This is a genomic window from Prevotella sp. FD3004, assembly GCF_000746155.1.
GTDB lineage: Bacteria > Bacteroidota > Bacteroidia > Bacteroidales > Bacteroidaceae > Prevotella.
Genome location: NZ_KN050820.1, coordinates 51,155 through 75,667, shown reverse-complemented (window position 1 = coordinate 75,667; position 24,513 = coordinate 51,155). Strand labels below are relative to the sequence as shown.

Genomic DNA, 24,513 nt, shown 5'->3' with positions numbered 1-24,513 from the left:
TAGATCTTTATATTTTTTTTAACCTCCTTTTGATTAAATCTCGTCAAGAAATGCATAAAAGAATTTTATTCCTAACAGGAAATGATACAGAATCGGAAAAACTTTGTATATTTGTGGCAGTATTTTAAAATGTGGCGTATATGAGAAGGTATTTAATAGTTCCTGTCGTGTTTTTAATCACGGCGTGCAGCGACATGTTCGACACGCATCCATATGATGTGGACGTGCATGGAGAGAAGGGCATCAACAAGAAGCAGATGGCTGTTATAGAAAGCCGTTTTGCTGATAAGGACACATTGCGTGTCGCCTTTATCAGTGATACTCACTTGTGGCTCTCTGATGCGCGTGATCAAGTAGAAGAAATAAACCATAGGGATGACATTGACTTTGTAGTGCATTGTGGTGATCTGACTGATACGGCTACTGGTAAGGAATACGAATGGTCAAGGGATATCCTAATGAAACTTAATTGTCCGTTTGTGGCCTTGATAGGTAACCACGACTATTTGGGCACAGGTGATCAGACCTATGATGTGATGTATGGCGAAAAAGATTTCTCGTTTATTGCCTCACGAGTGAAGTTCGTGTGTTTGAATACCAACGCGACAGAGTATGACTACATGGCAGCTGTGCCCAATTTTGACTTTATGGAAACGGAGATGGTGAAGGACTCGGACCGATTCGACCGTACTATCGTAGTGATGCATGCGGCACCTTACAGCGACCAGTTCAACAACAACGTGTGTAAGGCCTTCCGCCGCTATCTCGACTTCTTCCCTGGTTTGATGTGCTGTGTATATGGTCACGATCACAACGATACAGTGAGTCGCATCTATGGCGACGACTTGATATTCTATGCTATCGACTGTGCAGAGCACCGCAACTATCGTATTTTTACTATAACCCCCGACGACTATGAGGTGGAGCAGATTTATTTTTAGTACTGCACTATTGACGTGTACACTGCAAGTGATTGCTGGCGACAGTATATACGTAGAAGATGTGCCAGAGAGCAAGTATGATAAGCGTATTCATCGCTATCAGAGGCATTGGGCGGCACTCATTCCAACGGAGTTCGTGATACAGAATGCGGGAAACATGGGAATTGCGTCAGCAGGTATTGGCTGGGACTATGGTAAGCGGGGGCAGTGGGAGACCGATTTACTGTTGGGTTACATACCGGCCCATGACTCTTCGCGTGGCAAACTGACAATGACCCTCAAAGAAAACTACATACCCTGGAGCATTAGTTTTACGCCTAGGTCCGTTAGTGTTAAAGAAAAAGGACGTTGGAGTATTGAGCCGCTTACGGCGAGCATCTACATCAATACTGTCTACGGCCATGAATTCTGGAAAACACAGCCGAGCCGCTATCCCGACAGTTATTACGACTTCATGTCGACAAAGTTTCGTCTGAATATTGCCTTCGGACAGCGTCTCTCATTTACGATTCCGGAAAAGAAGAGGAGAAGGTTCAACAAGATGACATTGTTCTATGAAGTGAGTTCGTGTGACCTCTACATTCGCTCAAAGATTCAGGATAGCAGCGTGCCGTTGAAAGATATTATCGGACTATCGATAGGGTTGAGGCTACAAACACTTTAGGCGATGGTTAGTACTGATTTGTACCAAGACATCGCCTAAAGAGAGGGTATTATTACAATCTTAGAATTCCAGAATCAGACTCTGTCGGGGCTTAAGCTCCTGATTTTCTGAGAGGTCGTAGTTGTGATCTGTCAGGATATCCTTGGCCTTGGTGGCATTGCCGATAATCTCTGCGTAGCGGCTAACGTCGAAGGTTGCAGGTTCCGAGGTGCCGTTGAGAATGGTGAGGACAGTCTTGCCTTGATACTGGCGGGCTACGACGTAGATACCGTTGAAGGGGATGAACTGCGTTTGCTTACCCTTGATGATAACATCGTTGCCCTGACGCCAATGGAGCAGACGGCTCAGCCATGTGAACATGCTCTGTTCCGCTTGGGTACGTCCTTCACGGGTGAAGCAATTATGCTCGTCGCCAGGGAAACCGCCAGGGAAATCCTTGCGCACATTGCCATCGGTAATGACCTTTGTGCCATTCATAAGAACCTCTGTGCCGTAGTAGAGCTGAGGAATGCGGTTCACAGTGAGTAGCAGTGACAGAGCCTGTTTAAGTGCCAGTGTGTCTTTGCCTTCACCTAGGAATCTGTCGGTGTCATGGTTCTCGATAAAGGCCATCACACTCGACGGGTTAGGGTAGAGGTAGTCGTATACAAACGAGCCGTAAAGGCGGTTCAGTCCTTTCTCAAAACCGTCGGTCTCTTCATCCTTCGCTTGACTGAACTTGTTGTAGAAAGAGAAGTCCATCACCGTTTTCAAGTAAGAGTTAGTCTTAGCGAGTTTCGAGTCTTTCTGCCAAGTAGCGGTATAAGCCGGCTCTGTGACCCATGTCTCACCTACGGTGTTGAAGTTGGGATATTCTTCGTTAATCTCTTTCATCCATTGGGCCATAGCATCTGCGTAGGCATAAGGATAAGTGTCCATGCGGATGCCGTCGATGCCAACGGTCTCAATCCACCACATGCTGTTCTGGATGAGGTAGCGCAGGAGGTGTGGATTATGCTGATTCAAATCTGGCATAGAGGGTACGAACCAGCCTTCGGTTGTCTCCTTGAGGTCAATCTCCGAAGCGTAAGGGTCGACAATAGGTGTCAGTTTGTAACTAGTCTGCAGATACTTACTTTGTGGTTGCTCGTCCAGCCAATCGGGAGCATTCAGCCAGTCTTTAGATGGCATGTCCTTGGTCCAAGGGTGCTCAAATCCGCTATGATTGAAAATCATGTCCATAACAATCTTCAGTCCTTTCGCGTGGGCTTCGTCGCAAAAATGCTTGTAGTCCTCGTTAGAACCGAAACGTGGGTCTACCTTATAATAGTTGGTAGTGGCATAACCGTGGTATGTGGAAAAGCCGTTCTCGCTGTCGGGAGAGTCGTTCTCCATAACAGGGGTGAACCAAAGGGCGGTGACACCAAGTTCATTAAAGTAGTCGAGATGCTCACGGATGCCGTTCAGGTCGCCACCATGGCGGAGCGACGGTTTGGTACGATCCTCTACATAATTGCGCATACCCTTGATTTGCTTTGGATGATTAGCACTCTGTGCAAAGCGATCGGGCATGAGTTGATAGAGGACGTCGGCGTTGGTGAATCCCATACGTTTGTCGCCACTCATCTCACGCTGTTTCAGTAGGTATTGTACCTTGATTTTACCAAAGTTAAGTGTCATGGTACCAGGCTGAGCATCTTTCAGGTTCAGATAGACAAGCAGGTAGTTGGGCGAGTCGAGACGAACGATGCTGTCGACAACTGCGCCCGGGTAATCGGTGCTCACACTGGCAACATCACGAATACCTTGACCATAGACCATTAGTTGTACAGAGGGGTTCTTCATCCCGACGTACCAGTTGGTGGGTTCTATACGGTCAATCACAGATTTCTTCGCTGCCATCGTGGTGAGCGTTGTGCTTACAAGTAAGCTAAAGATAAAGAGTCGTTTCATATTTAGTTGTGAATAATGATTGCTGACTGCGGATCGGCTATTGCCTTATCGCCCTTAAGACTGCCGAGGCCTTGTTCATTGATGATACCATCGCAACATACAATGGTGTAGTTGCCTTCGGGAATGGTGATCTCGGCAGACGACTTGCTGGCATTGAGAATGACGATAATATCGCGCCAGTCATCACGTCCTGCATAGTTCTTCAATCGATAGGCAACGGTGCCTTCTGGGGCATTGATAAACTCAAGGTGCTTGCGCACGAGGTCGGCATTGCCTAAACGGAAGGCGGGGTGGTTCTTGCGCAACTGGATGAGGTTCTTATAATATTCAAAGACCTGTGGATACTTAGCTTTGTTGGACCAGTCGAGCTGATTGATGCTGTCGGGCGATTCAAAGCTGTTGTGAACGCCTTTTTTGCTGCGAAGCAACTCTTCTCCGCTGAGGATGAAAGGAACGCCCTGAGAGGTGAATACGGTTGTCTGGGCAAGCAAGTCGAGACGGATGAGTTCATCGTCGGCAATGCTGGGGATGCTGGCGCGGAGACGGTCGGCAAGACACATGTCATCGTGACAGCTAACGTAACTGATCATCTGAGTAGGCTCAAGCGCCCAGGGAGTCTGTGAGTAGTTGACTTTAGACATGTCGACCTGAGGGTGTTGGATAGCGCCAACAATACCGTACTTGATGCTCTCTTCGCAATTGGGCTCACCAGCCAGAAAGCCGCCTTTGGTATCGTCAGAGAACGGACCGCGAAGAGCATCTCTGATCTCATCGCTGAAAGCTGCAATACTTGGCATCTGAGCGATGTTGGCTTTCATGCCTAACTGCTCGTTAGGCAGAGCGCAACTGCCTGCACTCCATCCCTCACCATAGATATAGATGGTGGGGTCGATGTTATTAACCATCTGGCGAATCTGGTTCATAGTCTCGATGTCGTGAACGCCCATTAGGTCGAAGCGAAATCCGTCAATGTGGTATTCGTTAATCCAGTATTTCACACTTTCGAGCATGAATTTACGCATCATGGGCTGATCGGAGGCCGTTTCGTTACCGCAACCGCTACCATTGCTATATTGTCCGTCGGCAGTCTTACGATAGAAATAGTCGGGATAGGTACGTTGGAAGTTGGAGTGCTCGATGTCGTAGGTATGGTTATACACCACGTCGAGAATGACGCGTATACCTGCTTTGTGGAGGGCTTGCACCATCTGCTTGAACTCACGAATACGTACTTCGGGCTGATAAGGATTGGTAGAGTAACCGCCCTCTGGCACGTTATAGTTCACAGGATCATAGCCCCAGTTATACTGTGGCTGGTTAAGACGCGTCTCGTCCACGGAACCGTAGTCGTAGCTGGGCAGTATATGTATTGCATTCACACCCAACTGTTTCAAGTGCTCGATGGCCCATGGTTCGGTGAGTGCCATGAACTTACCCGGATACTTGGCATCGGCACGGTTGATAGAGAAGTCGCGATGATGCATCTCGTAGATGACGAGGTCGGCAGGCGACTTGGTGACAGGACGCTTGTCGCAGCACCAATGTTCTGGGTTGGTTTGCTTCATGTCGATGATGGCGGCGCGCTTACCATTTACTCCGACGGCTTTGGCAAAGACGCCTGCACATTCGCCGCGTCCCACATCAAATGTATAGAACTTACCCATCAGGTCGCCCTTGACGGTGGCAGTGAATTGTTCTTTCCCCGTCTTCTGCATCTTCACGGTCTTGATGGCTTTACCATCCTTTCCTTGCTGATAGATGCGTAGTGTTACCTTCGCGTTGTCGGGTGCAAAGAGTTTAAACGTGGTGGCCTGCGGGGTGTAGGTCATCTCTTGAAAAGCTTGAGCCGCAATCATATTGGGCAACAACATAGACAATAGTCCTGCAAAAATCAATTTCTTCATTGGTTCTTAATTATGGTTGGCCGTTGATATTACTATTGGGCAATCAGGGAAATGGCGAAGCCGCCACCGGGTGCCTCAGTGAGTTTCAGTACATCGCCCGCCTTAACCACACGCTTGGTGATGGTATAGGCTTGGGGATTGGTGTCATAGTGAGCATCTTTTGCATCAGCATAGATGGTGCAGTTGTATTTACGACCCTTGTCAAGGAAGTCGAGCTTGACGACACTCTTGTGGCCGTTTTCGTCGCACTTGCCGCCAATGAACCAGTTATCGGTGCCTTTGGCCTTACGAGCTACGGTGATATAGTCGCCAGGTTCCGCTTCCAGATATCTGGAGTCATCCCAGTCGCAGGCAACGTCGCGAATGAACTGGAAGGCGTCGTCGAACTTCTCGTAGTTCTCTGGCAGGTCGGCAGCCATTTGCAGCGGTGAATACATTGTCAGATAAAGTGCCAGCGAACCTGCAATGGTGATACGTGCCCATGAAGTGTTGTCGCTCCATTCAGAGAGCTTTGTCACGAAGATGCCTGGGGTATAGTCCATCGGACCGCCTTGCAGACGGGTGAAGGGAAGAATACAAGTGTGGTCTGGATTAGAACCTCCAAAAGCCTCATATTCTGTACCGCGGGCACTCTCGCCACCTACCAGGTTGGGCCATGTGCGGCAGAGACCTGTAGGACGAGTGGCTTCGTGAGAGTTGACCATGATGTGGTGCTTGGCTGCCTCCTTGATGACGTAGAGGTAGTGATTATTCATTGACTGTGAGTAGTGGTGGTCGCCACGGGGAATGATGTCGCCAACATAACCTGTCTTTACGGCATCGTAACCGTACTTGTTCATTAACTCGTAAGCCTCTTTGATGTGACGCTCGTAGTTCTGCGAACTCGAAGAGGTCTCGTGGTGCATCAGAATCTTCACGCCCTTGGAGTGGGCGTATTCGTTAAGCATTTTAATGTCGAAGTCGGGATAAGGGGTTACGAAGTCGAAGACGTCGCGCTTCCACATATTGGCCCAGTCTTCCCAACCTACGTTCCAACCCTCAACGAGCACTTCGTCGAGACCATTTTTGGCAGCAAAGTCGATATAACGCTTTACCTTTTCGTTGTTAGCGGCATGACGGCCGTTAGGCTTCACACTGCTCCAATCTATCTGGTCGAGCTTGATAGAGGGGAAATCGTCGGTATAGTTCCAGGTGCTCTTGCCAACAATCATTTCCCACCATACACCACAGTATTTCGTAGGGTGAATCCATGAGGTATCCTCAATCTTACAGGGCTCGTTGAGGTTCAGAATCAGATTGTTTGCGAGCATGTCGCGAGCATCATCACTCACCATCACTGTGCGCCAGGGGGTCTCACAAGGTGTCTGCATAGCACCCTTCAGTCCTGTAGCGTCAGGAGTGAGATGACTCACGAAGGTGAAAGGTTTTGGCAGAGGATAGGTAGAGGGCTTGGGGTTAGGTGTGTAGGCATTGCTGCCACCGCCGAGTTTAGTGGTGAAAGCCTTTGTTTCTGCATCAACCAACTCAAGATGCATCGTGGCGTAATCCTGACAGGCTGCCTCGTGGATGTTGATGTAAAGACCATCCTGCGACTTCATCTGCAGTGAGGTCTGTACGCCAGTCTCTGAGAATACGGCCACGCTGGAGTTTCCCCAGTTCACAGCCTCTTTCATGCGTCCGCGGATTTCCGACAGCTTCGTCTCCTGTGTCACCTGCTCCTGTGTGTCGTAGTCGCCTGGCAGCCACCAGGCAGTGTGGTCCCCTGCCATGGCAAATTCCGTACGCTCTTCCTGAATCAGGAAATAGACGAGCTCTTGTTGCTGTGGGAACTCATAACGGAATCCGATACCATCGTCGTATACGCGGAAACGGATTAGGATCTCACGCTTAGTGGTAGGTTGTGAAAGCGTTGCAGCCAATTCGTTATAGTGATTGCGGATGGTGGCTGTTTCACCCCAGACGGGTTTCCAAGTCTCATCGAAGGTCGAAGTCTCTTCCTTTGCGATGGTGAAGCCGTCTATCAGGTTGGTTTCGTCCATCCCTTTTGAGGCATGCTTGTCCTTAGCCAACTCAAGGCCGAGGTGCGAGGGCTTGATCACCTCACGCCCCTTGTAGGTCATCTCATAGACAGGACGTCCTGTGTTATCCACAGAAAACTTTAACTCGATGTTGCCGTTAGGCGATTTTACGCTTGCGCTAAATGATAAGTGACAAATAATAAATGCTAAACTTGTCAGTAACAGAATTCTTTTCATTTTCTTCCACTATGTATGATTAGGGTCGTTATTTCATTGTTGAAATCATCAGCAGCCAGTAACTGCTCAATGCTCATATGCATGCGGTAGCGCCAGTAGTGGCGGGGATTCGCAGGGATGTTGATGCGCTCGGCGTTGGCATCGGGCAGGCGAAGGCTCTCGCTGATGCTCATCCAGTCTTGGAATGAAAGCAGACAGAGCATTGAGGGCGAGGTGAGATGACGGCTCACAATGTCCTTTGCCAGCCAGTCGGGCAGTGGGTGAGGTGCTGCGCCGCCACGATAGAGCATAGAGTTGAAATAGTCCTGTGTCAGCGCCTCGTCTTCGTCCCACCACTGACGCAGAGTTGACATGTCGTGGGTTGAGATGGTGCAGACAGAGCGGTACGGGTTGCGTGAGAGGTGACCGAAGCGGACGGTGTTGTCCTTAGGCATTGACTGAATCTCGAGACTTAGGATGCGCAACTCGTTCATCACCCAGGGCACGCAGTCGGGCACCATACCGAGGTCTTCAGCGCAAACAAGCATGCGGGTAGCCTGTGTCAGCTTAGGCAACTTCTTCATGGCCTCAGTATACCAGAACTGGTTGTTGCGGCGATAGAAGTAATCGTTGTATAGGCGGTTGAACGTAAACTTATCGTTGTCCCAGAGGGTTTGGTAGATAAAGTCGTTCTGTACGCCGATGCGTGGGTGGAACTTGTTGCTGTCCTTTCTGTCGCGTATGAAGAGTACATCGCTGATTAGAGCATAGAGGCCGTCGCGCAGGTTCAGGTCTTCTTGTGCCGTCTTGCCCTTGAAGGCTGCTTCCACTTTGCGCTGGGTGTCGTATTCGGGCTTCATCTCCCAAATGTCGTCATGGGTATGATTCAGGAAAGTGTCTTTTACGTATTGGGCCTTCTCGCCGAAGATATTCTCCAGTGTCCAGTCTGCAATGAAGGGCTTGGTGAAGAGCTCTTCCTGGAAATGCAGGCCGTAAGCCTCAATCTCCTCGGGGGTCATGCCGAGTGAGGGAGAGAACTGACCGAGTAGGCCGTGAACAGCGTTGATGGGAATCTCCCAGATACGGAAGAAACCGAGTACGTGGTCAATACGGTAGGCATCGAAATATTCAGCCATCTTGCGGAAACGACGTACCCACCATGAGCAGCCGTCCTCAATCATCGCATCCCAGTTATAGGTGGGGAATCCCCAGTTCTGTCCGTTTACAGAGAATGCATCGGGCGGGGCTCCGGCCTGACCGTTTAGATTGAAGTATTTTGGCTCTACCCAGGCTTCTACGCCGTCGCGACTGATGCCGATGGGAATGTCGCCCTTCAGGATCACACGCTGCTGACGGGCATGGTTATGGGCTGCCCGCATTTGCTGATCGAGATTGAACTGTACGAAATACCAGAATGCCACTTCTTTGTATAACTTAGTGGTTGGTTTCGTCATCGCCTCACGTTCTGCCTCAGGCAACTCATGATGGTCGGGCCACTCAGAGAAGGTGGCCGTTCCGTAGAGGTCGCGGTAGTGGCAGAAGGCGGCATAAGGCACCAGCCACTCCTTGCTCTGCTCAAAGAACTCCTTGAAGGCTTTTGTCTTCATCGTCTTAGCACCTTCTTGGGCATAAATCTCGCGCAGATAGTCCATCTTGGCGTTGTTCACACGCTCGTAGTCTATCTGTGGCAGGGCGTTCAGCTCTTTCTGCAGGGCCTCAAACGCCTTACGCTTCGCCTCATCTTTCAGCTTTGGCAACTGGCGCAGGTCAGTGTATTGCGGATGCAGGGCATAGATGCTGATGCTATTGTAGGGATATGAGTCCTGCCAAGTATGCGTGATGTTGGTGTCGTTGATAGGCAAGACCTGCAGGATTCTCTGCTTGGTCTTGGCACACCAGTCAATCATCATCTTCAGGTCGCCGAAGTCACCTACGCCGAAACTGCCCTCACTGCGAAGCGAGAAGATGGGAATCACCGTTCCTGCGCCCTTCCAGGGATAAACTGGGAAATAAGCCTGTGGCAGCTCGTAAACTATCACGTCGCCCGATTTCAGTTCGGGCAGTGAAATGGTGCGGTTCATGCCGTTTTCCCAGAGCGGTGTCAGGTCGACCTCTTCGTCGAGGCCCACGAACTTGAACTCGAAGGCTTGTGGCAGCGTGGCGGCGTCAAGACTGACTGTCCATTCGTTGTTCTCGTGCTCCGTCATGCTGATGGCACGCTTCGACTCCCAATTGCCAAGAGCCTCGCCCTCACCGATGATGGCCAGGCGCTCATTGTTGCGCAACTGAGGGGCTCGCACTTTCAGACATACCGTCTTGGCATAGTCGGTCTGTGCGCTCTCGTGAAGTCCGCGAGCGGCTACGCACTCCGTAAAAGCGGTGGAGTAGAGATAGGCATCCTCAGGGATGTCGATCCAATGGTCGTACAGCATATAGTTTGTGCCCTTCTTTGCCGAGATGTCCAGCCTGTGAGGCTCCACAAGCCACTCGTGCCGCACCTCGCTGTCTCCTCGCATCACACAATAGTAATAATCAAGGTGCGCATTTGTCTTAGCGGCCTTGCTTATTTCGCACATCCAATGCACTCCGTCGAGAGTAGTCATCTTGTGCTGCTCCGCCTTCCCGTCCAGTAGGAAGTTCAATGCCAGTTCCTCACCAAAGGTGGTCTGGTACTCGAGATTGAAAACGATCTTCATATCCGAATTGCTTTTAGTTACTCTTTGTGTGCAAAGTTACGAAATAATCCGTTTCGTTGTTCTTCTAACTCCTTAGTTATTAAAGTCTTCCAAATGCAAACGTTTGCACTATAAAGCGCAATGTCCATATACTAAACTTGGGGTTTACTCCGGGTAAAGATTATCCCTTTCGGTACAAAACAAGTTGTTTTGTTCGTGTTCAGATAGTCTCTATGGGTGTTAAGGATAGTCTCTTTGAAGGTAAAACAAGTTGTTTTACTGTAGATGAAAACGTTTGAACGAGGGCTGGAGATAAAGAAAATGCTGCAAGTTTATACTTGCAGCACTTATGCTTAGGAGTCTTGTCGTACCCAGAGCCGGGGTCGAACCGGCACGGGTTGCCCCACTGGTGTTTGAGACCAGCGCGTCTACCGATTCCGCCATCTGGGCTTGGTAAAAAGATGCAACTGGGCTCCTAAAGCGGGTGCAAAGGTACGATAAAAATTTGAAACTCCAAAGGTTTCTTATAAAAAACTTAAAAATATTTGTTTTAATCAACTATTATATGTATCTTCGCAGCAGTAAATTTTGCTAATAACCAATACATGGAAATAACTGATAAGAAGAATTTCTGTATCATCCTTGCCGGTGGTCGCGGACGTCGTTTGTGGCCTGTCAGCAGGGAGCAGTACCCTAAGCAGTTCGTAGACCTGTTCGGCACGGGAAAGACTCAGTTGCAGGCAACATTCGATCGCTTTGCCCGTTTGCTGCCTAAAGAGAATATATATATATGTACGTGTAGAGAGTATCTGCATTTGGTGCAGGAACAGTTGCCTGAGGTGACTGAGCACAATACCATTGTGGAACCGATTCACAGAAACACGGCACCGAGTGTGGCCTGGGCCACGATGCGCATCCTGCGACAGAACAACGATGCAAATATCATCATATCGCCTTCAGACCAGCTGGTGCTCGACGAGGCTTCGTTTTCGCACAGCATGGATGTAGGCGTAGGCTATGTGTCTGAGAACAATGTCCTGCTGGCTATGGGGGTGAAACCTACGCGGCCTGAGCCTGGCTATGGTTATATACAACTGGGCGATCTGAGCTGTAAGCCTGAGGTGTATAAGGTGAAGTCGTTCACCGAGAAACCTGAGCGCGACTTTGCTAAGATGTTCATGGAGAGTGGCGAGTTCTATTGGAATACTGGTATCTTTATTGCAAGTGCCCGTCACCTGATAGAGAACTTCAAGTACATATTCCCCGCCGTACTGCGTAACCTGAACGTTGAGAAGCCCAACTATACTTATGAGGAGGAATTGGTATACGTGGAGGAGAATTATCCGCGCTATCCCAATCTCTCGCTCGACTATGCCATTCTGGAGCAGAGTCAGGAGGTGTTTGTCATGAAGTGCAATTTCGGATGGGCCGACCTCGGCACGTGGCATGCCATATATGAGGTGATGACCAAGGTGAAAGATGATAATGTGGTGCTCGACTCACAGGTGTTGCTGGAAGACTGCCATAACAACATCATTCGTCTGCCGAAAGGGAAACTGGGCGTGTTTAACGGACTTGAAGGTTATATCGTGGCCGAAGAGGGCGACGTACTGATGATTTGTAAGAAGAGCGATAACTCTTCGATGGTGAAGAAATACGTGAATGAGGTACGTCTGAAATATGGAGAGGAGTTTGTCTAATCGACAAACTCCTTACGTATCTTAGCGGCAATTTCCTTGAATTCCTCTTCCGTGAGTTTCAGCTTCTCACGGCGGAAGTCAACATCCTGCTCTGACTGCATCGGAATGAGGTGGATATGAGCATGGGCCACCTCAAGACCCAGCACAACCTGAGCCACCTTCTTACAAGGGAAGGCTGCCTTGACGGCTTTGGCCACTTTCTTGGCGAACACCTGATATTCGGCAATCTCGTCATCGTCCATATCGAAGATATAGTCTACCTCGCGACGGGGAATCACGAGCGTGTGACCTTTTACCAGCGGGTTGATGTCGAGGAATGCGTAGAACTTGTCGTTCTCTGCACACTTGTAGCTGGGAATCTCACCAGCGGCAATCTTAGAAAAAATATCCATAACTTACCTCTTTTACCTTATTTACTCTTTTACCTTTATCCTACGGTTATCTTGTCGATGCGCAGTTTGATGGTGCCACGAGGAATCTTCACTTCCACCTCGTCGCCCACTTTGTGGTTCAGCAGGCCCTGTGCAATCGGGGTCTGGATAGAGATCTTGCCTTCGCGGAGATTAGCCTCACTCTCGCTGACGATGGTATAGGTCATCTTAGCCTTGTTCATCAGGTTGGTCATCTCTACTTTTGACAGAATCTGTACGGCATCGGTGCTCAGACGGCTCGTGTCTACAACCTTTGCCTCAGAGATTGTCACCTTCAGCTGGTTGATCTTATCTTCCAGATGTGCCTGTGCCTCCTTGGCAGCGTCGTACTCACTGTTTTCACTCAGGTCGCCCTTCTCGCGTGCCTCAGCAATAGCAGCAGAGGCTTTGGGGCGCTCTACACTCTCTAAATGTTTCAGTTCGGCTAGCAGTTTGTCGTAGCCTTCTTGTGACATGTAAGCCATAATACTTATTATTTTATTGATTTATGATCTTGTTTTAAGTCAGACGTAAAAAACAAAGAATCCCGACAATGGTGTCGTGTCGGAATCCTTGATTTCTAATATGTCTTATCCTTACTTACTTGGTTGCAAAGGTAGACATTATTTTTGAATTAAACAAATTTTCGGGCGAAAAAATGCAGAACCGCGTAAATGACGACGGCGGAAATCCATCCGCCAATCACGTCAATGGCGTAGTGAGCCTGAATGTAGACCGTGGCAAAGCACATAAGCACGTAGAAGGGCATCATGCCCCAGAAGAGAGGCTTGCATCGCGCCTTCCAGGCCAGGAACATCAGGATGGTGGTGATACCTACATGACTGCTGGGGAAGGCTGCCGTGGGGCGTTCGCCTGCGTCATGGGCACTCTCCACAAGATAGTAGAAGAAACCGTCGTTCCATCCAGGGGTGGTTGCTCTGTCCATATGGGTGGCGAACCAGTTGCCCACGTCGGGGAATACACCGTTGGCGATATTATCGAATCCTGCTGCCAGATAATAGTACTGCGGACCGGTGACAGGTAGGAAGATAAAGATGACGTAATAGATGAAGAACGAGCTGAGGATGATGAACTCTGCGCGGTTGAACTCCGTATATCTCTTGAAGAAATAAAACAGTGTGATAACGGCTATCAGTGGGAAATACGAGGCATAGCCCAAATGCATCAGCTCGCTGAACACAGGATTCGTGATGGCCTGTGAGAAGAGTAGGGCGGGCTGGCAGCCGAAGACTTGCTGCTCATAGCCTGCAAAGAGATGGTCGAGGTTGGCGAAGTGACGGTTGAACTCGTAGGTTTCTGGGTACCAGAACGACAGGAGTACCAACTGTAGGCCGATGCGGCAAAACAGCGTGAAGCGGCATGGAATTAGCCGATACACGAACCAGAGGGCCAGTGTCATCATTACAATATGGAAGCGTCCCCAGATGATGGGTTCGATATCGTAGATCTTCGTCGACATGAAGAGTGCCAACAACAATGTCAGCAGCACATAGCCCATGATGACCCATTCTACGGCCAGCAGTCCCTTGCGTGGCTTTTTCTCAATCTTGAATATATCCTTTATAACCATCCGTTATTCTTGTACCATTTGATTGTTTCCTTTACGCCACGCTGTAGGTCGTATTGAGGCTGATAGCCCAGTTCGTCGATGGCTGGTTGAATGTCGCATCGCCAGTTGCGTTGGCGCAGAATGTTGTATTTGTCGTTGTTGAGTGCTGTCACCTTACCTGTCATCCTTCCGATGTATTCTCCGAAGAAGGTCACGATGCGCAGTACCCATACGGGTGCTGTGATGCGTATCCACCAGGGGCGTCCCAATTCTTCGTGGATGAGGTTGCTGAACGTCACACTCTGATAGACGTTTCCGTCGCTGAGGAAATACTTTCTGCCTGTCTGTCCCTTCTCCAGAGCAAGGAAGATTGCCTGTACCACGTCGCGTACGTAGACAAACGTGATGTCCTGACGTTTGAAACCAACAGCAAAGTCGGAATGCCCCTTGATGCTCTTGGCCATGATGAAATAGTCTTTCTCGCGCGGTCCGTAAACACCTGTCGGCCTTAATATAATATAAGGTACGCGAGTACCCAATGATTCTAGATATTGTTCAGCTGCCAGCTTGCTTCGTCCGTAGGCAGTATTGGGCTGGGGCGTGTCAGTCTCAAGGATTTCTTCGTAGGGCTGCTGCTCTTTGATGGCACCAAAGATGCTGAGACTGCTTACGAATACAAATCGCTTCAGGGGCATCTTTACCTCCAGAAGAGCGTCTACAAGGTTCTTGGTCCCTTCGGTGTTGATGCGCTGGAAGTCGGCCTTGTCCAAGCATTTCGTTACACCGGCGGCATGCACCACGTAGTCGAAGTTGTGGTCGCGTAACTGCTCAACGAGTTGTTCTTTCGATGAGAGATTCAGCTCAACGAAATGGGTGCGATTGTCCTGCAGGTATTTCCTTGAACTGCTTCTGCGTACAGCAGCCCAAGTCTCGAAACCCCGATTAAGAGCTTCTTCAACGATGAAAGAGCCAATAAAACCGCTAGCACCAGTGACTAATATCTTCATTTTCTAAAATTTTGGGTGCAAAGATACGTAATTTTCCGGAAAAATGTGTATCTTTGCCAAAAACTTAAAAGAATAGAAATCTATGGGAAAGAAAAAAGGAGGTAAACGCTTAGGGAAGAAACAAGTCAGCGAACTGCTGCAGAATCTCTTCCAGCATAACCCTAATGAGACATTTACATTCAAACAGATATTCAGGACCCTTAAGCTCGACACACATCCTCTAAAGATGCTCGCCATCGATACGATGGAGGAGATGGCTTGGGACGACTTTCTGTCGAAGGTTAGTGATAACTCTTACCGTCTGAACCTCAAGACACAGGTTCAGGAAGGTGTGTTCCGTCGCAAGGTGAGTGGTCGTAACTCATTCTTGCCCGATGATGGTGGTACGCCGGTTTTTGTGGCGGAGCGCAACTCTATGTCGGCTATGGATGGCGACAGGGTAAAGGTGTCGTATATGGCCCGTCGCGACAAGCACATTAAGGAGGCTATGGTGATTGAGATTGTGAAGCGTGCCCATGATACGATTGTGGGTAAGCTCCGTGTTGAGAAAGATATGGCATTCCTTATTCCGCAGGATTCGACCTTCGTTCACGATATCATTATCCCTAAGCGTAAGCTGAAGGGCGGCAAGACAGATGACAAGGCGGTGGTGAAAGTCATCCAGTGGCCCGACAACGAGCATAAGAACATCATCGGTTCCGTAATCGACATCTTAGGCAAGGCGGGTGAGAATAATGCCGAGATGCATGCCATCTTGGCTCAGTATAGTCTGCCCTATAAGTATCCTAAGAACGTAGAGGATGCCGCAGAGAAGATTGATGCAGGTATTACGCCGCAGGAGATAGAGCGCCGCGAGGATATGCGTGACGTCTTTACCTGTACTATCGATCCCAAGGATGCCAAGGACTTCGACGATGCCCTCAGCATCCGTAAGCTCGATAACGGACTTTGGGAGGTAGGCGTTCATATCGCTGATGTGAGCCATTATGTGAAAGAAGGTTCAACCATCGATAAGGAAGCCTTCAACCGCGCCACGAGTATCTATCTCGTCGATCGCACCATTCCCATGCTGCCCGAGCGTTTGTGTAACTTCATCTGCTCGCTCCGTCCCGACGAGGAGAAACTCTGCTATAGCGTCATCTTTCAGATGGACGATGAGGCTAATGTGAAGAAGTGGCATCTTGCTCATACCGTCATCAGGAGCGATCGTCGTTATGCTTACGAAGAAGTGCAGCAGATACTTGAAGACAATGGCGTGAAGGATGGTACAGGTGAGCCTGCTCCCCCCGCAACGAAGAAAAATCCATATAAAGGCGAGAACGCCAACGAACTCATTAAGCTTGATGCCCTCGCCAAGAAACTCCGTGCAGCCCGCTTCAAGAACGGCAGCGTGAAGTTCGTCCGTGAGGAACTCCACTTCGATATCGATGAGACGGGCAAACCCGTAAAGGCTTACTTTAAAACCTCAAAGGATGCCAATAAGCTCATCGAGGAATTCATGCTGCTGGCTAATAAGACCGTAGCAGAGTCGGTGGGACGTGTGAAGAAAGGCACTAAAGCCAAGACGCTACCCTATCGTATCCACGACCAGCCCGATCCCACAAAGCTTGAGAACCTGCGCCAGTTCGTGGCTAAGTTCGGCTATAAGGTGAAGACCAGCGGTACAAAGGGGGCTATCACCAAGTCGCTCAATGCCCTGATGACAGAGGCCGAGGGTACACGAGAGCAGAATGCCATTGAGACAGTAGCCCTGCGTGCCATGATGAAGGCTAAGTACAGCGTTCATAACATCGGTCACTATGGATTGGCCTTCGACTACTATACTCACTTCACGTCGCCCATTCGTCGCTATCCCGATATGATGGTTCACCGCTTGCTCACCAAGTATCAGGACGGTGCCCGCTCAGCTAATAAGGATAAGTATGAGGAGTTCTGCGAGCATTGCAGCGATATGGAGCAGATCAGTCAGAATGCCGAGCGCGATAGTATCAAGTACAAAATGGTAGAGTTCATGGCCGATAAGATAGGTAATACCTATGATGCCCACATCTCGGGGCTTACCTCCTACGGCATTTATGCCCAGATTGACGAGACTCATTGTGAAGGTATGATTCCCATCCGTGACTTAGGCAATGATTATTATGATTTCGACGAGAAGAACTTCGTCATTGTTGGTCGTCGAAATCATACCAAGTATCAGCTGGGCGACCCCATCCGTATCCAGGTAGCCCGTGCCAACCTCGAGCGCAAACAGCTCGACTTTACCTTGGCTGATGAGTAATGCTTATAAGGCACGCACGCTGCGTCGGAAAAGGTGTGCGTGCCGGTTGAACGAAGAATTCGTATTGGAGTATAAATCTCCTGAATTGGTGTTTTTTTGTTCATTTATGCGCTTTTTTTGCACGAAATAGCGCATTTTTGTCGTTATTGTGCAATTTGTGGCTAGAATATTTGGTTTTTCTAGGAAAAAATTGCTATCTTTGCAGTACCATAAACTGAAAATTCTATATTTGTAAATGTCACAACTTATAGATCAACATATATTGAATCTCGCCTTTTCTGGTCTCCAGATGGGCGTTGGAGTCTACGATAAAGAAGGGCGTCTGACGACCTGCAATGAGGAATTCAAGAAAATGAAGAGTGCCTATCTCATAGGTGATGAGCTGTTGAAGGAGGTTGTCCGGAAGGGTAAAAGTGAACGGAGACTGTTGACTGGTCATGACGGGATGGTGCTGGAAGCTTTCATTTCACCATATACTGACGAGAAGGGCGAAACAGCCGGTTATGTGTATCGGCTCGCCAATGTGTCTTCTGGTGAGGCTCCGTCAAAAGAGAAACATCTGGAGGAGATATTCCTTGATAATGTGAGTCATGAGATACGTACGCCGCTTAATTCTATCGTGGGCTTCTGTGATTTGCTCAACGGCGTGACGGGTAAACATCTGGAAGAGACGGAGAAGTTAGTCATGAAGGACCATATTCATCGTAATGCCAACCGTTTGCTGATGGTGGTGAACGATGTGCTCGACCTCTCGAAAATGCAGAAGGGATGTCTGACGCTTCACAAGACCGTGGTTAGTCTGATGGAAGTTTGCTATAAGGCAAGAGAGAGCGTGAAACATGAGATGTCGCCCAATGTGAAGTTGCAGCATGAGTATCCCGTAGCCCTGAAAGATACCTATATCTATACCGATGGTAAGCGCCTGGAACAGTTGCTGCGTATTTTCCTGGAAAATGCCTGTCAGCATACGGGTGAAGGTTGCGTGACCCTGAAGGTGAAGACGTTTGAGTCGTCAGAGACGGGTCGGGATATGCTTCAGTTGCGCGTCGACGATACGGGTGAGGGTATTGCTCCAGATCAGTACGACTTGCTCTTCAAACCATTCCGAAAGCTCGACCGTAAGTCGGAAGGCCTTGGTGTTGGTCTGGCCATTTGTAAGGAGATAGCCCGACTGCTCGATGGACGAGTATATTTCAACGACGATTACCTGGAAGGTGCTAGTTTTGTTTTTGAAATGCCATTCGAAGAAGTCTGACGTGCTCCTATATTTATATAGGTAGATGATTAGGTATACAAAAAGGGAGGAGATATGGAATGCCGTCTCGCATGGCGGAGGCGTCTTGCTTGGTGTCGTGATTGGCATCATTTTTCTTGTTTGGTGTTTCCAAAGCGATAATGATTGGGCACGGATAGGAGTAATCCTCTATCTTTTCGGAATGTTGGGTAGCTATGTAGCTTCAACCCTTTATCATTCTATCAAACATCACTCCAAGTGGAAAGAGCGGTTGCGTAAATGGGACCATGCCGCTATCTATTGGCATATAGCGGGAAGCTACTCGCCCCTGACGCTGATAGTGCTCCGGGAACAGGGCTATTGGGGCTGGAGTCTGTTCTGCTTTGTGTGGGCCTGCGCCATTGCAGGGACTATCGTGAGTTTTGTCCATCTGAAAGAGCACTCTAATCTTGAGACATTCTGTTTCGTGGGCATGGGACTGAGTGTGCTTGTAGCCTTTAAACCGCTGATAGATTCTGTATCGACGGCAGCTGTGGTCTGGATAATTGCTGAGGGCGTGTGCTATATTACAGGAGCGGTGTTCTATTCGCTCAACAAGAAAAAATATATGCACTCTGTGTTCCACTTCTTTGTCCTGGCGGGTTCGGTATGTCATATCATAGCAGTTTGGGATGTGCTGATGGAGCAGCTGTAAAGGTAAAAAGGTAAAAAAGGTAAGGCTTTTATTTGGTGGTTTGCCCGATTATTATTAATTTTGCACGCAAAATTTGCAAATTTAACACAAATATGGCTTATACACGTATGACTGCTGCCGAGGCTGCAGCACTGATTAAGAATGGCGATCATATCGCTATGAGTGGCTTTACACCTGCGGGTGTAGCCAAGGCAACAACGAAAGAGTTGGCGAAAATCGCCGTTGCTGAGCATGAAGCAGGGCGCGAGTTTAAAGTAGCAATCTTTACTGGTGCCTCAACAGGTCAGAGTACCGATGGCGACTTGGCAAATGCTCAGGCTATCCTCTATCGTGCTCCTTATACAACAAACCCTGATTTCCGTAAGCATGTGAATATGGGTGAGATACCCTACAACGACCTCCATCTGAGCCACATGGCACAAGAGTTGCGCTATGGCTTCTATGGTCCGTTGGACTGGGCTATTCTCGAGGTGTGCGATATTGAAGAAGCTGGTAGCGATTATCATGTATACCTGACTGCTGCTGGCGGTATCTCTCCTACAGCGGCCCGTTTGGCCAAACATGTGATATTGGAACTCAACAGTTTCCATAACGCCAATGCCAAGTTCATCCACGATGTGTATGAGCCCCTTGATCCTCCTTACCGTAAGGCTATCCCCATTGAACATGTAGGCGACCGTATTGGAAAGCCTTATGTGTCAATCCCCAAGGAGAAGGTGGTTGGTGTCGTAGAGTGTAACATCCCCGACGAGGCGCGTGCTTTCAAAGACAGCGATCCCGTAACGGATAAGATAGGATTCCTGACAGCTGAGTTCCTGGTAGAGGAGATGCGCAAGGGTCGTATCCCCAAGGAGTTTCTGCCCTTGCAGAGTGGCGTGGGTTCAACGGCTAATGCTATCCTCGGCGCTCTGGGTGAGGACAAGCATGTGCCCGACTTCAATATCTATACTGAGGTGATTCAGAACTCAGTCATCGAGATGATGCTTAATGGTCGTGTGAAGGATGCTTCAGCATGTTCACTCACTGTGTCTAACGAGTGTCTGATGGATGTGTATAACAACATGGACTATATGAAGAAACACCTGACACTGCGTCAGAGTGAGATATCTAACTCGCCGGAGGTTATCCGTCGATTGGGCGTTATTGCTATCAATACAGCCATTGAAGCTGATCTCTATGGAAACGTGAACTCTACCCATATCAGCGGTACTAAGATGATGAACGGTATTGGCGGTTCGGGTGACTTTATCCGTAATGCTTACCTGAGTATCTTTACTTGTCCTTCAATGGCTAAGGGTGGCGTTATCTCTTCGATAGTACCTTTTGTAAGCCATCAAGACAGCTCGGAGCACGATGTGAACATCATCGTCACAGAACAGGGTGTAGCAGACCTGCGCGGTAAGAGTCCGGCACAGCGTGCCGAGTGCATCATCGAGAATTGTGCTCATCCTGACTATAAGCAGTTGTTATGGGACTATCTGAAAATATCGAAGATGGGACAGACCCGTCATAACCTGACTGCCGCCTTCGCCATGCACGACACGCTGGCTCGCAAGGGCGATATGAAACTGACAGATTTTGCAGAATATATTAAATAACAGATGGATTCGAAATTAGTAATTTACAATACTTTGACGCGACAGAAGGAGCGTTTCGAACCCCTTCACGCCCCCAACGTGGGCATGTATGTTTGTGGTCCTACCGTGTATGGCGATCCCCATCTGGGACACGCCCGTCCTGCCATTACTTTCGATCTGGTGTTCCGTTATCTGAAACATCTTGGCTATAAAGTAAGATATGTGCGAAACATTACTGACGTAGGTCATTTGGAGCATGATGCCGACGAGGGGGAGGACAAGATAGCCAAGAAAGCTCGTCTGGAGCAGTTGGAACCAATGGAGATTGCCCAGTATTATACCAATCGTTATCATGCAGCGATGGATGCACTCAATGTGCTTCGTCCTTCGATTGAACCCCACGCTACTGGTCACATCATCGAGCAGCAGCAGTTGGTACAGCAGATTATCGATAATGGTTTTGCCTATGAGAGTAATGGTTCTATCTATTTTGATATAGAGGCTTATAACAAAAAGTTTCAGTATGGTATCCTTTCCGGTCGTTCACTTGAGAACGTGAAGGATGCCAGTCGTGAGCTCGACGGTGTAGGCGAGAAGCATAACCAGGCAGACTTTGCCCTGTGGAAGAAGGCTCAGCCAGAACATATCATGCGCTGGCCTTCGCCTTGGAGCGACGGATTTCCTGGTTGGCATTGCGAGTGTACGGCCATGGGGCGTAAGTACCTTGGCGAAGAGTTCGATATCCATGGCGGTGGTATGGACCTCGTGTTCCCACATCATGAGTGTGAGATTGCTCAGGCTCAGGCCTCAATGGGGCATCCTGCTGTAAAGTATTGGATGCACAACAACATGCTCACCATCAACGGACAGAAGATGGGCAAGTCGTATAATAACTTCATCACGCTGGAGCAGTTCTTTACGGGTAATCATCCTCTGTTGGAGAAAGCCTACTCACCCATGACGATTCGTTTCTTCGTCCTGAGTGCCCACTACCGTGGAACGGTTGACTTCTCTAACGAGGCTCTTGTGGCTGCAGAGAAGGGATTGGAGAAACTGATGAATGCTATCAGCGATCTGGATCGTGTTCAGGTGAGTGACAAGTGCGATGCTGAGACAGAGAAAGTTGTGAAGGCGCTGCGCCAGAAGTGCTACGACGCCATGAATGATGATTTTGCTACGCCACAGGTAATCAGTAACCTCTTTGAGGCATGTACCGTGGTGAATAAGCTTACCGACCACAAGGCAACCATCTGCGCTGATTGCTTGAAGGAGTTGTCAGAGACCATGCGCCTCTTTGCTTTTGACATTCTTGGATTGAGGGCAGAGAAGAGCGGTTCGAACGACAGCCGTGAGGATGCTTTTGGTAAAGTGGTTGATATGGTTCTTGAGCTTCGCGCCAAGGCTAAGGCCGATAAGGACTGGGCTACCAGCGATAAGATTCGCGATGAACTTGCTGCTGCAGGTTTCGAGGTGAAAGATACGAAAGACGGTGTTACCTGGAAACTGAATAAATAAATTAGAAAAGAGGCGTATCAATTTTGATACGCCTCTTTTGTCATAACAACAGAGATGGTGTGTTCTCTGAAATGGACGAATGCAATGTAGTCAAGTCCGCCGTATGGCCGATCTGAGCCCCAGGAATTCTTCATGATGAAGTATTTGTTCCCATCTTCGTCATGAGCAATGCCCACGATAGCCATGCTGTGTTTATCATCACTCCAACACACGCCATGATGCTGGCGTACGGCGTGTTCTGTTTTCTGAATCAGCGAGTCCATGGGGATGTTTAAGTAACGGTCGTGCAACCAGTTGTCTTCTGTTTCCAACTCAATTTCTTGGTAATAGGTTTTGTCGCTGTTGCTCATCAGTTGTATGTATTCTCCTGGTTTACATACACTGCGGGCAAATTCCTGTGGCGTGTAAGTGGCACCAAGCATGAATACCCACTTTGGAGCAGGCGTCTCAACCTTCCGCATGGCATCATAGCCCACGATGCCGTATTTTTCAATCAGCCTGAGCAAAGTCGCAGCCTCGCCATGTTTGTTTTTAGGCGCATCAGGTTCTTGCTCCATCAGTTTCTCAATATAATAAGGCGAGAGATTTACAGAGTCGCCCCATGACAGATGTTCCGTCTCGATGGCGGCGAGCATGGCATAGATCCAACACGTTTCACTGTCGCCCTGATCTTTGATTGGCGTCATACGGTTGAGCATCTCATTGGTGAAATGCTCGGGTTCCTTTTGTGTACAGCCTATACAGAGCAGAAAGACAAATAATATTGTAAAAATACGTTTCATAACCGCTGGCAAAGGTACAATAAAATTTCCAAAATATCTGCCAATAATTTCTATTTCGTTTGGCAATGTGCAAAATATTGTGTAACTTTGACCCCTCAAAAATAGAAGAATTAAGAGAGGGATGCATATAGCTGTTGCGGGAAATATAGGTAGCGGGAAATCAACGCTGACGAAGATGCTGGCCAAACACTATGGTTGGGAACCTCGTTTTGAGGCGGTTGATAGAAATCCGTACTTGGAAGACTACTATCGCGATATCCACAGGTGGTCTTTTAACCTTGAGATATATTTCCTCAAGGAACGTTTCCGCGATCTTATCGCTATCTCGCAGTCGGAACATACTATCATTCAGGATCGTACTATCTTCGAGGGCGTATATGTGTTTATGGAGAATAACAGGTCCATGGGTAATTTGTCAGACCGCGACTATGCAACTTATATGGAACTTTTCGAGCAGATGATATCAATGGTGCGCCTGCCTGATCTGCTAATTTATCTGCGTGCTTCAGTGCCTCATCTGGTTAATAACATCCAGCAGCGGGGCAGAGACTATGAGCAGTCAATGCAGTTGGAATATCTGCAGAACCTCAATGAGCGTTATGACGACTTTATATATCACAAGTATCAGGGACGTGTGATGACCATAGAGAAGGATAATTTGGATTTCCTTCATAATCCAAAGGACCTGGCTCGGATCATTGACCGTATCGATGCTACTCTCTTTGGCCTCTTTCCTAATCAGTAATTGACTTTTATAAATGTAGTATTATGCATATCGCAGTAGCAGGAAATATTGGCAGTGGTAAGACCACCCTCACAAAATTGCTCGCCCATCGTTATGGATGGACGCCACGTTTTGAGCCTGTAGATAATAATCCTTATCTGGCCGATTTCTATGCCGACATGCCTAGATGGTCGTTCAATCTTCAGATTTACTTTCTCAATAAACGATTCAAGGAAGTGGTGGAAATCTCGAAGTCGAAGGAGACAATCATACAGGACAGAACCATTTTCGAGGATGCTCGTATCTTTGCGCCTAATTTGCATGGGCAGGGAATGATGAGTGATCGTGATTTTCAGAATTATACGGATCTCTTCGACTTGATGATGTCGCTGGTGAAACTGCCTGACCTGATGATATATATCCGCTCCAGCATTCCAACACTGGTGGCTCAGATTCAGAAACGCGGACGCGACTTTGAACAGACCATGCGCCTGGATTATCTTCAGGGACTGGAGAAACGTTACGAAGACTGGATTGCTACCTATAATGGCCCACTGATTATTGTTGACGGCGACCATTGTAAATTTGGGGATTTCCCTGAAGACTTCAAGATGGTGACCGATATGATTGACGCTAAGCTATATGGACTTTTCCCAATGGATTGAAAAT

19 protein-coding genes and 1 tRNA gene are annotated in these 24,513 nt (G+C 48.5%); 10 read left to right on the top strand and 10 right to left on the bottom strand.

All coding sequences use genetic code 11. The annotated features are described in order from the left end of the window. Window positions 1–140 precede the first annotated feature (140 nt). Both T325_RS11000 and T325_RS10995 read left to right on the top strand, forming a co-directional pair. Entirely contained in the window at window positions 141–941 is an 801-nt protein-coding gene (locus T325_RS11000; RefSeq protein ID WP_036913939.1) for a metallophosphoesterase family protein, read from the top strand. A 10-nt stretch (window positions 942–951) separates the two neighbouring features. Next, entirely contained in the window at window positions 952–1,605 is a 654-nt protein-coding gene (locus T325_RS10995; protein ID WP_231622231.1) for a hypothetical protein, read from the top strand. A gap of 60 nt (window positions 1,606–1,665) precedes the next feature. Here the strand turns inward: T325_RS10995 and T325_RS10990 are convergent, their stop codons facing one another. From T325_RS10990 to T325_RS10970, 5 genes are all read right to left on the bottom strand, one after another. Beyond that, window positions 1,666–3,537 carry a glycoside hydrolase family 13 protein gene (locus T325_RS10990; protein ID WP_036913936.1) on the bottom strand — a complete coding sequence of 624 codons (1,872 nt, stop codon included), beginning with the start codon at window positions 3,535–3,537 and terminating at the stop codon, window positions 1,666–1,668. A gap of 2 nt (window positions 3,538–3,539) precedes the next feature. After that, a complete protein-coding gene (gene pulA, locus T325_RS10985) occupies window positions 3,540–5,441 on the bottom strand; it encodes a type I pullulanase (RefSeq protein ID WP_036913934.1) in 1,902 nt (633 codons plus the stop codon). Window positions 5,442–5,473: 32 nt separating this feature from the next. Next, window positions 5,474–7,696, bottom strand: a complete 2,223-nt coding sequence (locus T325_RS10980; RefSeq protein ID WP_036913932.1) for a glycoside hydrolase family 97 protein — start codon at window positions 7,694–7,696, stop codon at window positions 5,474–5,476. Continuing rightward, window positions 7,693–10,371 (bottom strand): 4-alpha-glucanotransferase, encoded by a 2,679-nt coding sequence (locus T325_RS10975; RefSeq protein ID WP_036913929.1) that lies wholly within the window; start codon window positions 10,369–10,371, stop codon window positions 7,693–7,695. The genes T325_RS10980 and T325_RS10975 overlap by 4 nt, the downstream gene beginning before the upstream one ends. A gap of 347 nt (window positions 10,372–10,718) precedes the next feature. Beyond that, window positions 10,719–10,800, bottom strand: a tRNA-Leu gene (locus tag T325_RS10970). Between the two features lie 155 nt (window positions 10,801–10,955). On the opposite strand from T325_RS10970, the gene T325_RS10965 reads away from it, so the two are divergent. Next, window positions 10,956–12,050, top strand: coding sequence for a mannose-1-phosphate guanylyltransferase (locus tag T325_RS10965; protein WP_036913927.1), 1,095 nt, complete (start codon window positions 10,956–10,958; stop codon window positions 12,048–12,050). Here T325_RS10965 and T325_RS10960 read toward each other — a convergent pair. The 4 genes from T325_RS10960 to T325_RS10945 all read right to left on the bottom strand — a co-directional run bounded on the left by T325_RS10960 (window position 12,047) and on the right by T325_RS10945 (window position 15,037). Beyond that, window positions 12,047–12,442 carry an HIT family protein gene (locus T325_RS10960; protein ID WP_036913925.1) on the bottom strand — a complete coding sequence of 132 codons (396 nt, stop codon included), beginning with the start codon at window positions 12,440–12,442 and terminating at the stop codon, window positions 12,047–12,049. The genes T325_RS10965 and T325_RS10960 overlap by 4 nt on opposite strands. Window positions 12,443–12,477: 35 nt before the next feature. After that, on the bottom strand, window positions 12,478–12,945 hold the full coding sequence (greA, locus tag T325_RS10955; RefSeq protein ID WP_036913923.1) for a transcription elongation factor GreA: 468 nt from the start codon (window positions 12,943–12,945) through the stop codon (window positions 12,478–12,480). Between the two features lie 149 nt (window positions 12,946–13,094). Continuing rightward, a complete protein-coding gene (locus T325_RS10950) occupies window positions 13,095–14,051 on the bottom strand; it encodes a phosphatase PAP2 family protein (RefSeq protein ID WP_036913921.1) in 957 nt (318 codons plus the stop codon). After that, window positions 14,042–15,037 (bottom strand): NAD-dependent epimerase/dehydratase family protein, encoded by a 996-nt coding sequence (locus T325_RS10945; protein ID WP_036913919.1) that lies wholly within the window; start codon window positions 15,035–15,037, stop codon window positions 14,042–14,044. Before T325_RS10945 ends, T325_RS10950 begins: the two co-directional genes overlap by 10 nt. A gap of 82 nt (window positions 15,038–15,119) precedes the next feature. On the opposite strand from T325_RS10945, the gene rnr reads away from it, so the two are divergent. From rnr to cysS, 5 genes are all read left to right on the top strand, one after another. Beyond that, entirely contained in the window at window positions 15,120–17,318 is a 2,199-nt protein-coding gene (rnr, locus tag T325_RS10940) for a ribonuclease R (RefSeq protein WP_036913917.1), read from the top strand. A gap of 235 nt (window positions 17,319–17,553) precedes the next feature. Then, the gene (locus T325_RS10935; protein WP_036913910.1) at window positions 17,554–18,573 is read left to right on the top strand and encodes a sensor histidine kinase; all 1,020 of its coding nucleotides are present in this window, start codon (window positions 17,554–17,556) and stop codon (window positions 18,571–18,573) included. A gap of 25 nt (window positions 18,574–18,598) precedes the next feature. Beyond that, window positions 18,599–19,246, top strand: a complete 648-nt coding sequence (locus T325_RS10930) for a PAQR family membrane homeostasis protein TrhA (protein WP_036913908.1) — start codon at window positions 18,599–18,601, stop codon at window positions 19,244–19,246. A gap of 92 nt (window positions 19,247–19,338) precedes the next feature. After that, on the top strand, window positions 19,339–20,844 hold the full coding sequence (locus T325_RS12750; RefSeq protein ID WP_036913906.1) for a succinate CoA transferase: 1,506 nt from the start codon (window positions 19,339–19,341) through the stop codon (window positions 20,842–20,844). Between the two features lie 3 nt (window positions 20,845–20,847). Beyond that, window positions 20,848–22,338, top strand: coding sequence for a cysteine--tRNA ligase (gene cysS, locus T325_RS12745; RefSeq protein WP_036913904.1), 1,491 nt, complete (start codon window positions 20,848–20,850; stop codon window positions 22,336–22,338). A 17-nt stretch (window positions 22,339–22,355) separates the two neighbouring features. On the opposite strand, the gene T325_RS10915 is transcribed toward cysS, so the two are convergent. Further along, window positions 22,356–23,120: a C1 family peptidase gene (locus tag T325_RS10915; protein WP_036913901.1), complete on the bottom strand. Its 765-nt coding sequence runs from the start codon at window positions 23,118–23,120 to the stop codon at window positions 22,356–22,358. A 121-nt stretch (window positions 23,121–23,241) separates the two neighbouring features. Here T325_RS10915 and T325_RS10910 point away from each other — a divergent pair, with 121 nt between their 5' ends. After that, on the top strand, window positions 23,242–23,865 hold the full coding sequence (locus T325_RS10910) for a deoxynucleoside kinase (protein ID WP_036913898.1): 624 nt from the start codon (window positions 23,242–23,244) through the stop codon (window positions 23,863–23,865). Window positions 23,866–23,888: 23 nt separating this feature from the next. Continuing rightward, complete coding sequence (locus T325_RS10905) at window positions 23,889–24,509, top strand: deoxynucleoside kinase (protein WP_036913895.1); 621 nt, start codon at window positions 23,889–23,891, stop codon at window positions 24,507–24,509. The last annotated feature ends 4 nt before the right edge of the window (window positions 24,510–24,513 follow it).

Bases quoted from the DNA above. Each gene is read 5' to 3' on its own strand.
- pulA (WP_036913934.1), bottom strand. From the start codon at position 5,441: ATGAAGAAATTGATTTTTGCAGGACTATTGTCTATGTTGTTGCCCAAT.
- T325_RS12750 (WP_036913906.1), top strand. From the start codon at position 19,339: ATGGCTTATACACGTATGACTGCTGCCGAGGCTGCAGCACTGATTAAG.
- cysS (WP_036913904.1), top strand. From the start codon at position 20,848: ATGGATTCGAAATTAGTAATTTACAATACTTTGACGCGACAGAAGGAG.
- T325_RS10965 (WP_036913927.1), top strand. From the start codon at position 10,956: ATGGAAATAACTGATAAGAAGAATTTCTGTATCATCCTTGCCGGTGGT.
- T325_RS10910 (WP_036913898.1), top strand. From the start codon at position 23,242: ATGCATATAGCTGTTGCGGGAAATATAGGTAGCGGGAAATCAACGCTG.
- T325_RS10915 (WP_036913901.1), bottom strand. From the start codon at position 23,120: ATGAAACGTATTTTTACAATATTATTTGTCTTTCTGCTCTGTATAGGC.
- T325_RS10950 (WP_036913921.1), bottom strand. From the start codon at position 14,051: ATGGTTATAAAGGATATATTCAAGATTGAGAAAAAGCCACGCAAGGGA.
- T325_RS10960 (WP_036913925.1), bottom strand. From the start codon at position 12,442: ATGGATATTTTTTCTAAGATTGCCGCTGGTGAGATTCCCAGCTACAAG.
- rnr (WP_036913917.1), top strand. From the start codon at position 15,120: ATGGGAAAGAAAAAAGGAGGTAAACGCTTAGGGAAGAAACAAGTCAGC.
- T325_RS10975 (WP_036913929.1), bottom strand. From the start codon at position 10,371: ATGAAGATCGTTTTCAATCTCGAGTACCAGACCACCTTTGGTGAGGAA.
- T325_RS10980 (WP_036913932.1), bottom strand. From the start codon at position 7,696: ATGAAAAGAATTCTGTTACTGACAAGTTTAGCATTTATTATTTGTCAC.
- greA (WP_036913923.1), bottom strand. From the start codon at position 12,945: ATGGCTTACATGTCACAAGAAGGCTACGACAAACTGCTAGCCGAACTG.
- T325_RS10905 (WP_036913895.1), top strand. From the start codon at position 23,889: ATGCATATCGCAGTAGCAGGAAATATTGGCAGTGGTAAGACCACCCTC.
- T325_RS10945 (WP_036913919.1), bottom strand. From the start codon at position 15,037: ATGAAGATATTAGTCACTGGTGCTAGCGGTTTTATTGGCTCTTTCATC.
- T325_RS10935 (WP_036913910.1), top strand. From the start codon at position 17,554: ATGTCACAACTTATAGATCAACATATATTGAATCTCGCCTTTTCTGGT.
- T325_RS10930 (WP_036913908.1), top strand. From the start codon at position 18,599: ATGATTAGGTATACAAAAAGGGAGGAGATATGGAATGCCGTCTCGCAT.
- T325_RS10990 (WP_036913936.1), bottom strand. From the start codon at position 3,537: ATGAAACGACTCTTTATCTTTAGCTTACTTGTAAGCACAACGCTCACC.
- T325_RS11000 (WP_036913939.1), top strand. From the start codon at position 141: ATGAGAAGGTATTTAATAGTTCCTGTCGTGTTTTTAATCACGGCGTGC.